This window comes from Streptomyces sp. GL_141 (assembly GCF_057834385.1).
Map to the genome: position 1 here is coordinate 3,619,844 of NZ_CM174402.1, position 12,203 is coordinate 3,632,046.

The 12,203-nt window shown below is 72.6% G+C and carries 11 protein-coding genes; 2 read left to right on the forward strand and 9 right to left on the reverse strand.

Translation table 11 applies throughout. The features are described from left to right. Window positions 1-333 precede the first annotated feature (333 nt). A complete protein-coding gene (gene trpS / locus AC3IX6_RS15680; protein WP_489370690.1) occupies window positions 334-1,341 on the forward strand; it encodes a tryptophan--tRNA ligase in 1,008 nt (335 codons plus the stop codon). A 59-nt stretch (window positions 1,342-1,400) separates the two neighbouring features. Here trpS and proC read toward each other — a convergent pair whose 3' ends face one another. From proC to AC3IX6_RS15705, 5 genes are all read right to left on the reverse strand, one after another. Further along, window positions 1,401-2,210 (reverse strand): pyrroline-5-carboxylate reductase, encoded by an 810-nt coding sequence (proC, locus tag AC3IX6_RS15685; RefSeq protein WP_266956141.1) that lies wholly within the window; start codon window positions 2,208-2,210, stop codon window positions 1,401-1,403. A gap of 118 nt (window positions 2,211-2,328) precedes the next feature. After that, window positions 2,329-3,066 (reverse strand): ABC transporter permease, encoded by a 738-nt coding sequence (locus AC3IX6_RS15690; RefSeq protein WP_489370691.1) that lies wholly within the window; start codon window positions 3,064-3,066, stop codon window positions 2,329-2,331. Continuing rightward, the gene (locus AC3IX6_RS15695; protein ID WP_489370692.1) at window positions 3,063-3,872 is read right to left on the reverse strand and encodes an ABC transporter ATP-binding protein; all 810 of its coding nucleotides are present in this window, start codon (window positions 3,870-3,872) and stop codon (window positions 3,063-3,065) included. The genes AC3IX6_RS15690 and AC3IX6_RS15695 overlap by 4 nt, the downstream gene beginning before the upstream one ends. A 61-nt stretch (window positions 3,873-3,933) precedes the next feature. Then, window positions 3,934-4,476, reverse strand: a complete 543-nt coding sequence (locus AC3IX6_RS15700; protein WP_489370693.1) for a hypothetical protein — start codon at window positions 4,474-4,476, stop codon at window positions 3,934-3,936. A 90-nt stretch (window positions 4,477-4,566) separates the two neighbouring features. Further along, the gene (locus AC3IX6_RS15705) at window positions 4,567-4,869 is read right to left on the reverse strand and encodes a peptidase (protein ID WP_489370694.1); all 303 of its coding nucleotides are present in this window, start codon (window positions 4,867-4,869) and stop codon (window positions 4,567-4,569) included. 108 nt (window positions 4,870-4,977) lie between these two features. On the opposite strand from AC3IX6_RS15705, the gene AC3IX6_RS15710 reads away from it, so the two are divergent. Further along, window positions 4,978-7,098: a serine/threonine-protein kinase gene (locus AC3IX6_RS15710; RefSeq protein WP_489370695.1), complete on the forward strand. Its 2,121-nt coding sequence runs from the start codon at window positions 4,978-4,980 to the stop codon at window positions 7,096-7,098. Between the two features lie 86 nt (window positions 7,099-7,184). On the opposite strand, the gene ilvD is transcribed toward AC3IX6_RS15710, so the two are convergent. The 4 genes from ilvD to AC3IX6_RS15730 all read right to left on the reverse strand — a co-directional run bounded on the left by ilvD (window position 7,185) and on the right by AC3IX6_RS15730 (window position 12,150). Continuing rightward, a complete protein-coding gene (gene ilvD, locus AC3IX6_RS15715; RefSeq protein ID WP_489370696.1) occupies window positions 7,185-9,038 on the reverse strand; it encodes a dihydroxy-acid dehydratase in 1,854 nt (617 codons plus the stop codon). Window positions 9,039-9,212: 174 nt separating this feature from the next. Beyond that, window positions 9,213-9,848: a TetR/AcrR family transcriptional regulator gene (locus tag AC3IX6_RS15720; protein ID WP_489370697.1), complete on the reverse strand. Its 636-nt coding sequence runs from the start codon at window positions 9,846-9,848 to the stop codon at window positions 9,213-9,215. Then, entirely contained in the window at window positions 9,845-10,678 is an 834-nt protein-coding gene (locus AC3IX6_RS15725; protein ID WP_489370698.1) for a sugar phosphate isomerase/epimerase family protein, read from the reverse strand. Before AC3IX6_RS15725 ends, AC3IX6_RS15720 begins: the two co-directional genes overlap by 4 nt. Before the next feature lie 524 nt (window positions 10,679-11,202). Then, on the reverse strand, window positions 11,203-12,150 hold the full coding sequence (locus tag AC3IX6_RS15730; protein WP_489370699.1) for a Ppx/GppA family phosphatase: 948 nt from the start codon (window positions 12,148-12,150) through the stop codon (window positions 11,203-11,205). Window positions 12,151-12,203: the final 53 nt, after the last annotated feature.

A 12,203-nucleotide genomic window follows, 5' to 3' on the forward strand; every position in this document is an offset into this window, starting at 1 on the left:
GACCGGGGTCGGCGCTCACTTCGGACAACTCGAAGAACCTTACGGATCCGGCACACGTGTGTCAACTCCAGGCTGACCCGCCCCGCGGAGCGCACAAACCTGACGCCCTCCTCACCCCTCAGGGTCTAGCCTCTCCCCCATGACTACGCGTGCGCTCACGCTCGACCTTCGCTGGTGGGCCGCCTGACGGCGGCCGACCATCCACGCGAGCACGCACGCGCTCGACGGCCGCCGATCACGGCGGCCGTTTCTGTTTCTCCCCTCCCGGGAGTGGCTCGGTCGCCCGACGCGGTGGCGTCGACGCCCACACCGACACGAGCAGGGAGCAGGGACATGACGAGGATCTTCAGCGGGGTCAAGCCGACGGGGCATCTGACGCTGGGGAACTACCTGGGGGCCGTACGGCAGTGGGTCGCCGCCGAGCAGGAGCCCGACGAGGCGCTGTTCTGCGTGGTCGACCTGCACGCCCTGACCGTCGAGCACGATCCGGCCCGGGTGCGCCGGCTCAGTCGGCAGGCGGCGACGCTGTTGCTCGCCGCCGGGCTGACTCCCGAGAAGTGCACGCTGTTCGTGCAGAGCCACGTGGACGAGCACGCCCGGCTCTCGTACCTGCTGGAGTGCACGGCTTCGGACGGGGAGCTGCGGCGGATGGTGCAGTACAAGGAGAAGGCCGCGAAGGCGCAGGCCTCGGGGGAAGGGGTGCGGCTGTCGCTGCTCACCTATCCCGTGCTGATGGCCGCCGACATCCTGGCGTACCGGACCGGGGAGGTGCCCGTAGGGGAGGACCAGCGGCAGCACGTCGAGCTGACCCGGGATCTGGCGGCGCGGTTCAACCAGCGGTACGGGTACACCTTCACCGTGCCCAAGGCCACGCATCCGGTGGTGGCGGCGCGGGTCATGGACCTGCAGGACCCGCGGTCGAAGATGGGGAAGTCGGGGGACGCGGGGCCCGGGGTGGTGTTCATCCTCGACGAGCCCGAGGCGGTGCGGAAGAAGGTGATGCGCGCCGTCACCGACAGCGGAGAGGGTGGGGACGGCGGGGTCGTCTACGACCCCGCCTCGCGGCCCGGGGTCGCGAACCTGCTGGACATCCTCGCCGCCTGCACCGGGGGTGAGCCGGCCGCGCTCGCCGACGGGTACACCGGGTACGGGGCGCTCAAGCGGGACGTGGCCGACGCCGTCGTGGAGCTGCTGCGGCCGGTCCGCGTACGGCACGCGGAGCTGGCGGCCGATCCGGGGACGGTGGAGGCGGTGCTGCGCGCGGGGGCCGGGCGGGCGCGGGCGATCGCGCGGCCCGTCGTCGACTCGGCGTACCGGGCCATCGGGCTGCTGGAGCCCTGAAGGGGTGGGGCGGGTCGGTACGGGGCTGCGCGCGCGGCCCCGTACCGAACCCGCGGGTGTCAGCTGTTGCCGGAGGCGAGTTCGCGGCTGCGGTCGCGGGCCGCTTCGAGGGCGGCGATCAGGGCCGCCCGTACGCCGTGCTTCTCCAGCTCCACGATCGCGTTGATGGTGGTGCCGGCCGGGGAGGTGACGGCTTCGCGGAGCTTGACCGGGTGCTCGCCGCTGTCGCGGAGCATGACGGCGGCGCCGACGGCGGCCTGGACGATGAGGTCGTGGGCCTGGGCGCGGGGCAGTCCGAGGAGGATGCCGGCGTCGGTCATGGCCTCGACGAGGTAGTAGAAGTACGCGGGGCCGGAGCCGGAGAGGGCGGTGGCCGCGTCCTGCTGGGATTCCGGGACGCGCAGGGTCTTGCCGACGCCGCCGAAGATCTCCTCGGTGTGCGCGAGGTGCGCGGCGGTGGCGTGGCTGCCGGCCGAGATGACGGACATGGCCTCGTCGACGAGGGCGGGGGTGTTCGTCATGACGCGGACGACGGGGGTGCCCTGGGCGAGGCGCTCCTCGAAGAAGGAGGTCGGGATGCCGGCCGCGCCGCTGATGACCAGGCGGTCGGCGGGGACGTGCGGGGCGAGCTCTTCGAGGAGCTTGCCCATGTCCTGCGGCTTCACGGTGAGGATGAGCGTGTCGGCGCGCTTGGCGGCCTCGGCGTTGGTGACGGCCTCGACGCCGTAGCGGGTGCGGAGCTCCTCGGCGCGTTCCGGGCGGCGGGCGGTGACGAGGAGCTTGGAGGCGGGCCAGCCGCCGCGGATCATCCCGCTGAGCAGGGCCTCGCCGATCTTGCCGGTACCGAGGACTGCGACTGTCTGGGTCATGCCCGATTCACCTCGCCGAACTGTTCGTGCACGCATGCATGGTTTGCGTCCTCATCCTTGCACTCGTGCACGGAACGGCGACGGGCTGTCCGGACTGCGGTCAGGCCCGTTCTTCCGGTCAGGGGGTGCGGCGGCGGAGGGTCGCGGCGCCGAGGGTGAGGACCAGGAGGGCGCATCCGGCGACGATGCCGACGTCGCGGACGAAGTCGGCGGTCATGTCGGTGTGGGTGAGGACCTGGTCCATGCCGTCGACGGCATAGGACATGGGCAGCACGTTCGAGATCGCTTCGAGGGCGGGCTGCATGGTGTCGCGGGCTGCGAAGAGGCCGCACAGCAGGAGCTGGGGGAAGATCACCGCCGGCATGAACTGGACGGCCTGGAACTCGGACGCGGCGAAGGCGGAGACGAAGAGGCCGAGTGCGGTGCCGAGCAGGGCGTCGAGGAGGGCGACGAGCAGGAGCAGCCACGGGGAGCCGACGACGTCGAGGCCGAGGACCCAGAGGGCGACGCCGGTGGCGAGCAGGGACTGGACGACCGCCATGGCGCCGAAGGCGAGGGCGTAGCCGGCGATGAGGTCGCCCTTGCCGAGCGGCATGGCGAGGAGGCGTTCGAGGGTGCCGGAGGTGCGTTCGCGCAGGGTCGCGATGGAGGTGATCAGGAACATCGTGATGAGGGGGAAGATCCCGAGGAGGGATGCGCCGATGCTGTTGAACGTCCGCGGGCTGCCGTCGAAGACGTAGCGGAGCAGGATCAGCATCAGTACGGGGACCAGCAGCATCAGCGCGATGGAGCGCGGGTCGTGGCGGAGCTGGCGCAGGACGCGGGCGGCGGTGGCGACGGTGCGGGCGGTGCTCATCGGGTGCTCCCGTGGGGGGCCGGGGTGGCGGCGGCGGCGGCTTCGGCGTTCGCGGCGTCGACGAGGTGGAGGAAGCCCTCTTCGACGGTGTCGGTGTGGGTACGGGTGCGCAGTGCCTCGGGGGTGTCCTGCGCGAGGATGCGGCCCTCGCGCATGAGGAGGAGGTCGTGGCAGCGCTCGGCTTCGTCCATGACGTGGGAGGAGACGAGGAGGGTGGCGCCGCGGGTGGCGGCGAGGTCGTGGAAGAGGTTCCACAGGTCGCGGCGCAGGACCGGGTCGAGCCCGACGGTCGGCTCGTCGAGGACGAGGAGCTCGGGGCTGCCGAGGAGGGCGACCGCGAGGGAGACCCTGCTGCGCTGGCCGCCGGAGAGGTTTCCGGCGAGGGCGGTGGTGTGGGTGGTGAGGTCTACGTCGGCGATGGCCCGGGTGACGGTCTCGCGGCGGCGCCCGGCGGCGGCGCGGCCGGGGTCGAGGATCGCGGCGAAGTAGTCGAGGTTCTGCCGGACGGTGAGGTCGTCGTAGACGGAGGGCGCCTGGGTGACGTAGCCGATGCGGGAGCGGAGTCCGGGGTGCCCGGCGGGGTGGCCGAGGACGTCGAGGGTGCCGGTGACGTGGGCCTGGGTGCCGACGACGGCGCGCATGAGGGTGGACTTTCCGCAGCCGGAGGGGCCGAGGAGGCCGGTGATGCGGCCGCGCGGGACGTCGAAGGAGAGGCCGTCGAGGACGGTGCGGGGGCTGCGGCCGGTGCCGCGGCGGACGGTGAGGCCGTCGGCATGGACGGCAGCGGCCGCTCGGTTATTCATCATGTGATGAATAATGCTCCCGGCGGTGCCCCGGCGCAAGGCTGGGGGCGGTGCCGGTCCGGCGCTACTTCTTGCGCTTGGTGCGGCGGGCGGCCGGGTTGCCGGTACGGGAACTGCGCCGGCGGGTGAATTCGGCCGAGGCGTGCTCGTACTCGGTGCGGCGCAGCTTCTCGCCGGGGGCCTCGACGAAGCAGCGCAGGAAGTACGCGATGAGGCTGCCGATGAAACCGATCGCCTTCAGGCCCTTGAGGGCGGTCTCGTCGGAGGACGGGGGCTGCCGGCGGCTGAAGGACTCCCAGGTCTTGGCAAAGGCGATGGAGCTGGCGATCGCGAAGAGGATGACGACCGAGATGCTGAGGAAGGCGCCGACGTTACCGATCTCCAGGCCCTCGTAGGAGAACCGGAGCAGGAAGGCGCTGACGACGGCGAGGACCAGCGCACCGGCGGCCGCGCCGACGCGGCGCGCACCGTAGCCGCCGTCGTGGTTCACCCAGGTGGTGCCGAAGAACCGGATCGGCTCGGGCTCGGGGCCGGTGGGCACGGCGGGCTGCGCCGGGGCCTCGGCGGCCGGCTCGGCGGGGGTCTGGTCTCGCTGGTCGTCGCTCACACCAGCGATTATCCCCCGCCGGGCGGGCGGGACCCGGGCTGTCTCACGGGTCGGGCCGGGTGGCGGACCCGCGGATGGGCCGGATGGACCTCAGCCGCAGCGGGTGGCGACGTAGCCGTCGCTGCCCGTCTTCACGTAGGCGTCGGAGACGAAGCGGCTGTTCCCGATGCAGTCCCAGATGGACGTCGTGCCGTACGGGCCGGTGATGGTCGTCCCCTCGCACTGGCAGCGGATCGACACGGAGGCGCCGGTCGGCAGGGTGTCGACGATCGAAAAGTTGGTGCCGGGACCGCTGCGGACGTTCACCCGGTAGCCGGGCGCGACGGGGAACGTCGGGAATCCCGACCCCGAGGTCAGGCTCTGGACTTGGCTTGAATCGCTCTCAACGGACATGCGAAATGACCCCCCTAGGGTGTGTTGCCCTGCGCAACTCGCGCAGGGTAGCAGGACCTTGGAGATTCGCACGGACCATCGACTAGGCTCCGGCGGGGGTGGTGAGCGGTGCGTTCAGCGCGGACGGACTACGCGGGATTTCCGGAGTACGCCGGGCAGTACCGGCTCGAGTCCGTGCTCGGTTCCGGCGGCATGGGCGTCGTCCACCTGGCCACCTCCGAGTCGGGGCTGAAACTCGCCGTCAAGATCGTGCATCCGCAGCACGCCGTGGACCCGGAGTTCCGGGCCCGGTTCCGGCAGGAGGTCGCGGCCGCCCGGCGGGTGAGCGGAGCGTTCACCGCGCCCGTCGTCGACGCCGATCCCGATGCCGAACGGCCGTGGATGGCCACGCTGTTCATCGATGCCCCGACCCTCTCCGAGCGGGTACGGGACCAGGTGCTGGAGGCCCGGGAACTGGCGCGGCTCGCCGCCGGACTGGCGGAGGCCCTACGGGACATCCACCGGGCGGGGGTCGTGCACCGGGACCTGAAGCCCAGCAACGTACTGATGGCCCCGGACGGGGTGCGGGTCATCGACTTCGGGATCTCGCGGCCGGCGGACAGCGATCTGCGCACCGAGACGGGCAAGCTGATCGGGACCCCGCCGTTCATGGCGCCGGAGCAGTTCCAGCGGCCGCGGGAGGTCGGGACCGCGGCCGATGTCTTCGCCCTGGGCGCGGTTCTCGTGTACGCGGCGACCGGGCGGGGGCCCTTCGACTCCGACAGCCATTACCTCGTGGCGTACCAGGTGGTGCACAGCGAGCCCGACCTGACCGGTCTGCCGGAGCGGCTCGCGCCGCTGGTGGCCCAGTGCCTGGCCAAGGATCCGGCGGAGCGGCCGAGCGCGGACGCGCTGATCGTGGCGCTGCGGGCGGTGGCGTACCCGACGGATCTCGATACGCAGGCCTTCATCCCGCGGCCGAGGCAGCCGGTGGTCGACGAGGAGGTCACGCACCGGCGGGAGCAGGCCCCCGCCCCCCGTCGCGACCGTGGCCGACGGGTCAAGCCCGCGGTGCTGGCGGCGGGGCTCGGGCTGCTGCTCGCCGTCGGGGCGGCCGGCGGGTACCTGGAGTTCGGGTCGGCCGGGGCGCCTGCCGAGCGGCTCGCCGCGAAGCAGACGGGGTCGCCGCCACCGGTGCCGAAGGCCGCCGACCCGTGGTCGGTGGCCCTGGGAGCGCGCTCGGCGTCCTGCTCCTGGGAATCCGCCGCCCTGTACTGCTCGGGGTCCGGTCTGACGGCCGCCCGGCTCTCCCCGGCGGACGGTTCCGTGCTGTGGACGGTCCGCCCTCCCGCGCAGGGCACGAAGACCGCGGTCGGCGGGCCCGTCCTCCATGCGGCGGGTTTGGTTCTCGCGGTGGCGCCGGGCAGCGAACTGCTCCAGGCGCTGGACGCCCGGACCGGCACGGAGCAGTGGAGGCGGAAGCTGCCGGGCGGCACGCAAGTAGTGGCCGCGGGCGGGCAGGTGCTGCTGGTCGAGGCGGCGGGGGGAAGCGTCACCGGTGTGGACACGGCCAGCGGCACCCCACGCTGGACGAAGCGGATCGGCGGGCCCGGATCCGTATGGTGGCACGGCTCGGAAGGGGCCGACCAGGCCGTGCTGTACGTGGCGACGCCCGACAGTGCTGCGGCCTCGACGGAGGTCTCGGCCGTGGACCCGGCGAACGGAACAGTGCGCTGGCAGGTCCGCACCACGGGACGGCTGCAGCCCGTCGGCACGGCGCGAGGCGGCCTGTACCTGCTGAACGACGACGAGCCGGCCAGGACGGCCGGAGTCGTACGGGTGGACCTGGCGACGCGCACCGTACGGCGCGTGCGGCTCACGTCGCCGCTCTACGACGCGCAGGCGACCGTCGGACCCGACGGGGGCGTGTACGTCTTCGGGGCCACCGGCGCGCTCGTCGCCCTGGGTGCCACGAAGGAGGAGTGGCGGCTGGAGACGGGGATCGCCCTGGCCTCCCGCCCCGTGTTCGCCGACGGCCGGGTCTACCTGAGCGCCTCCGACGGCCGGCTGCTCGCCGTCGACGCGCGTGTGGGAAAGCTGCTGGGGCAGACCAAGCCCCGGATGGGCTCCGGGAAGGACACCTTCGCGGCGAGTCTGCCCGCGCCCGTCGTCGGGGACGGGCGGGTGTACGCGTCGGCTCCGGACGGGAGCGTGTTCGCGGTGGCGGCGGGGGATCCCGCGGGGTGGTGACACCGGGGCGGCCGCGCCCGTAGGCGTGGAACGCGGACGGCCCCGCCCGAGGGTGTCGGACGGGGCCGGGGCCGGCGGGTGCGGGGTCAGCGCTCCAGGAGGCTGACGTCGCGGACCGCGCCCTTGTCGGCGCTGGTGGCCATCGCCGCGTAGGCGCGCAGGGCCGCGGAGACCTTGCGCTCGCGGTTCTTCGGGGCGTAGACCCCGCCCAGGGCCGCGTGGCGGGCGGCCAGCGTGGTCTCGTCGACGAGGAGCTCGATGGAGCGGTTCGGGATGTCGATGCGGATGCGGTCGCCGTCCTCCACGACCGCGATGGAGCCGCCCGAGGCCGCTTCCGGGGAGGCGTGGCCGATGGAGAGGCCCGAGGTGCCGCCGGAGAAGCGGCCGTCCGTGACCAGGGCGCAGACCTTGCCGAGGCCGCGGCCCTTGAGGAAGGACGTCGGGTAGAGCATCTCCTGCATGCCGGGACCGCCGCGCGGGCCCTCGTAGCGGATGACGACCACGTCGCCGGCCTTGATCTCCTTGCGGAGGATCTTGTCGACGGCCTCGTCCTGCGATTCGCAGACCACGGCCGGGCCCTCGAAGGTCCAGATCGACTCGTCGACGCCGGCGGTCTTCACGACGCAGCCGTCGAGCGCGATGTTGCCGCGCAGGACGGCGAGGCCGCCGTCCTTGGAGTACGCGTGCTGGACGGAGCGGATGCAGCCGCCCTCGGCGTCGAGGTCGAGGGTGTCCCAGCGCTCGGACTGGGAGAAGGCGGAGGCGGAACGCTGGCAGCCGGGGCCGGCGTGCCACAGCTCCATGACCTCGTCGGGGGCCGTGCCGGAGCGGGCGTCCCACTTCGCGAGCCAGTCCTCCAGGTTGGCGGAGTGGACCGTGGTGACGTCCTTGTTCAGCAGGCCGCCGCGGTGGAGCTCGCCGAGCAGGGCGGGGATGCCGCCGGCCCGGTGGATGTCCTCCATGTAGTACGTGCCGCCGGGCGCCACGTTCGGCGCGACCTTGGCGAGGCACGGGACCCGGCGGGAGATCTCGTCGATGTCCGTGAGGTCGTACTTCAGACCGGCTTCCTGCGCGGCGGCGAGGAGGTGCAGGATCGTGTTGGTGGAGCCGCCCATGGCGATGTCGAGGGCCATGGCGTTCTCGAAGGCCTGGCGGGTCGCGATGTTGCGGGGCAGGACCGACTCGTCGTCCTGCTCGTAGTAGCGCTTGGTGATCTCGACGATCGTGCGGCCGGCGTCCTCGTACAGGGCGCGGCGGGCGGTGTGCGTCGCGAGGACCGAACCGTTGCCGGGGAGGGCCAGGCCGATGGCCTCGGCGAGGCAGTTCATCGAGTTGGCGGTGAACATGCCGGAACAGCTGCCGCAGGTGGGACAGGCGTTCTCCTCGATGCGCAGCACGTCTTCGTCGGACACGCTGTCGTTGGAGGCGTCCACCATCGCGTCGATCAGGTCGAGCTTGCGGACGGTGCCGTCGACGAGGGTGGCCTGTCCGGCCTCCATCGGGCCGCCGGAGACGAAGACGACCGGGATGTTGAGGCGCATGGCGGCCATCAGCATGCCGGGGGTGATCTTGTCGCAGTTGGAGATGCAGATCAGCGCGTCGGCGCAGTGCGCCTCGACCATGTACTCGACCGAGTCCGCGATCAGGTCGCGGGAGGGCAGGGAGTACAGCATCCCGCCGTGGCCCATGGCGATGCCGTCGTCGACCGCGATGGTGTTGAACTCGCGGGGGACGGCGCCGGCGGCCAGGATCGCGTCGGAGACGATGCGGCCGACCGGGGCCAGGTGGGTGTGGCCGGGGACGAACTCGGTGAACGAGTTGGCGACCGCGATGATCGGCTTCCCGATGTCCGCGCTCGCTACGCCCGAGGCGCGCATCAGGGCACGTGCGCCTGCCATGTTGCGGCCGTGGGTGACGGTGCGGGACCTCAGCTCGGGCATCGGATCTCTCCCCATGTGTGCGGTGACGCGCGCGCCTGCCGCGACTGTGGATATGGCTCGGTTACGAGGCTACGCCCCCTGCCCGGGATCCGGACGCGCTGTCCGGATCCCGGGACGGGCGGCTCAGTAATTGGGCACGGTGCGGAGCCTACGGGGCTGCGCGCGCGGGCGCCGTCATTCCTCGGTGAGGTAGCGCTGGAGGGTGGGGGCGACCAGGCCGATGATGGTCTCCGGGTCCGCCGAGGCGAGGGGCTCGACCTGGACGACGTAGCGCAGGATCGCGATGCCGACCATGTGGGAGGCGGCGAGCTCGGCGCGGAAGGTCGGGTCGGGGACGTTGAGGTCGGCCGCGATCCGCTCCAGCAGGCGGTGCAGGATCAGCCGGCGGAGCACCTTCGCGGCGGCCTCGTGGGTGAGGGCCGAGCGGATCACCGCGAGCAGCGGGGTCCGGGTGACCGGGTTCTCCCAGACGCCGAGGAAGTAGCGGGCCAGGCGCTCGCCGATGCCGTCGGGACCCGGGCCGAGGATCGCGGGCAGCACGAGGGCGGGCTCCATGCTGAGCTCGATCGCGGTGGCGAAGAGCTCGTCCTTGCTGCCGAAGTAGTGGTGGACCAGGGCCGGGTCCACGCCGGCGGCCTTGGCGATCCCGCGCACGGAGGTCTTGTCGTAGCCGCGCGCGGCGAACTCGGCGCGGGCCGCGAGGCGGATGCGCTCCTGGGCGCCGGGGCCGTCGTCGGCCTCGTCCTGGCGGGGGCGGCCGGGGCCGCGGCGGGGCTTCGCCGGCGGGGTCGCCGGCTGGGGCTCGGTCACGGGTGCGGGGTCCTGGGTGCCGGGCCGGGGGCGGTCGCGAGGTGCAGGCGGGTGAAGGCCAGGGCCTCGGCGAGGTCGGCCTCGCGCTCGGCGGATGACATCGCGCGGCGGGTGTTGACCTCGATGACGACGTGCCCGTCGAAGGCGGTGGCGGCGAGCCGCTCCAGCAGTTCGGCGCAGGGCTGGCTGCCGCGGCCGGGGACGAGGTGCTCGTCCTTCGCGGAACCGTTTCCGTCGGCGAGGTGGATGTGGGCGAGGCGGTCGCCCATCCGGTCGATCATCGCGGTGGCGTCGGTGCGGGCGGTCGCGGTGTGCGAGAGGTCGACGGTGAAGTGGCGGTAGTCGTCCTTGGTGACGTCCCACTCGGGCGCGTAGGCGAGCATCTCGCGGTCGCGGTAGCGCCAGGGGTACATGTTCTCGACGGCGAAGCGGACGTCGGTCTCGCCCGCCATCCGCCAGATGCCGGTCACGAAGTCGCGGGAGTACTGGCGCTGCCAGCGGAACGGCGGATGCACCACGACCGTGCTCGCGCCGAGCTTCTCGGCTGCCGCCTGGGCGCGCTGGAGCTTGGTCCAGGGGTCGGTGGACCAGACGCGCTGCGTGATGAGGAGGCAGGGGGCGTGGATGGCCAGGATCGGGACCCGGTGGTGGTCGGAGAGACGGCGCAGGGCGTCGATGTCCTGGCTGACGGGGTCCGTCCAGACCATGACCTCGACGCCGTCGTAGCCGAGGCGCGCGGCGATCTCGAAGGCGGTCGCCGTTGACTCCGGGTACACGGAGGCGGTGGAGAGGGCGACTTTCGCGGTCGGGATCCGGACTGGTTCTGCCACGGGGACAGGGTATCGGGGTCACCGAGGCGCCGTCGGCGGCCACCCACGCAGCCCTGTCCTGGCGGAACGGGCCCCGGGGGACGGCCCTGCGGGGCTGTCCCCTACCCGCCCTTCCACCGTTCCCAGGGCTCTGCCCTGACCCGCGCCTCAAACGCCGGCGGGGCTGGGTGTGTCCCCGGGCTCGGCCCGGACCCGGTCCTCAAGCGCCGGACGGCTGAAAAGCCAAACCCCGGCCGGGGCCGGAGGTGGAGGGGTCGGGCCCGGCGGGGCGGGGTCGGGGACGGGGTGGGGTGTTGGCCTGGACGTAGAGCGTGATGTGTGGCGCGAGAACACCCCGCGCCCTGTCGGAGTCGAGCACAGGGCGCCTAAATCATGCAGTCCAGGCCAACACCCCACCCCGGCCCCGGCACCGACCCCCCGCAGCCCACCCCACCCACAGACGGACCCCGACCACAACACAGCCCCGCCGGCGTTTGAGGCGCAGGGGTCCGGGGGCCGGCCCCCGTGCAGCGGCGCCGCACCGTTCAGGCGCCGACCGGCGTGGACCTTCCGAGGTGGTCCAAGCGCCGCAGGATGACGCCTTCCCGGAGTGCCCAGGGGCAGATCTCCAAGGATTCGACCCCGAGAAGATCCATCGCGCCCTCCGCGACCAGCGCCCCCGCGAGGAGCTGGTTGGAGCGGCCCTCGGAGACGCCCGGCAGGGCCGAGCGCTGGGCGGTGGTCATCGCCGCCAGTCGCGGGACCCACTCCTCCAGGGACTTCCGGGTCAGGTCCCGCTGGATGTAGAGGCCGTCCGCGGAGCGGGCCGCGCCCGCGATCCGGGCCAGCTGCTTGAAGGTCTTCGAGGTGGCCACCACCCGGTCCGGCGCCCCGAAGCGGCTGAACTCGCCGACCGTGCGGGCGATCTGGGCCCGGACGTGCCGGCGCAGGGCCCGGATGTCCGCCTGGTCCGGCGGGTCGCCCGGGAGCCAGCCCGCCGTCAGGCGACCCGCGCCCAGCGGGAGCGAGACGGCCGCGTCGGGGTCCTCGTCGATGCCGTAGGCGATCTCCAGCGAGCCCCCGCCAATGTCGAGGAGCAGGAGCTTGCCCGCCGACCAGCCGAACCAGCGGCGCGCCGCGAGGAACGTCAGGCGGGCCTCGTCGTCGCCGCTGAGGACGGGGAGGTCCACGCCCGTCTCGGCCTTGACCCGGGCCAGGACCTCGTCGGCGTTCGTGGCTTCCCGTACCGCGCTCGTCGCGAAGGGGAGTACGTCCTCGCACCCCTTGTCCTCGGCGGCCTGCACCGCGTCCCCGATGACGGAAACCAGCCGCTCGACGCCGTCCGGCGTCACCGCGCCGTGTTCGTCGAGCAGCTCCGCCAGCCGCAGCTCCACCTTGTGCGAGTGCGCGGGCAGCGGGCGCGCACCGGGATGCGCATCCACCACCAGCAGATGGATCGTGTTCGAACCCACATCAAGGACACCGAGTCTCATGAGGGGAAACGCTACTGGTCCAAAGGCGTAGGGGTGGAGTAAGGGGCGCTTAG

Coding starts and splice junctions, on each gene's coding strand:
- trpS (WP_489370690.1), top strand. CDS start 334: ATGACGAGGATCTTCAGCGGGGTCAAGCCGACGGGGCATCTGACGCTG.
- proC (WP_266956141.1), bottom strand. CDS start 2,210: ATGACCCAGACAGTCGCAGTCCTCGGTACCGGCAAGATCGGCGAGGCC.
- AC3IX6_RS15690 (WP_489370691.1), bottom strand. CDS start 3,066: ATGAGCACCGCCCGCACCGTCGCCACCGCCGCCCGCGTCCTGCGCCAG.
- AC3IX6_RS15695 (WP_489370692.1), bottom strand. CDS start 3,872: ATGATGAATAACCGAGCGGCCGCTGCCGTCCATGCCGACGGCCTCACC.
- AC3IX6_RS15705 (WP_489370694.1), bottom strand. CDS start 4,869: ATGTCCGTTGAGAGCGATTCAAGCCAAGTCCAGAGCCTGACCTCGGGG.
- ilvD (WP_489370696.1), bottom strand. CDS start 9,038: ATGCCCGAGCTGAGGTCCCGCACCGTCACCCACGGCCGCAACATGGCA.
- AC3IX6_RS15730 (WP_489370699.1), bottom strand. CDS start 12,150: ATGAGACTCGGTGTCCTTGATGTGGGTTCGAACACGATCCATCTGCTG.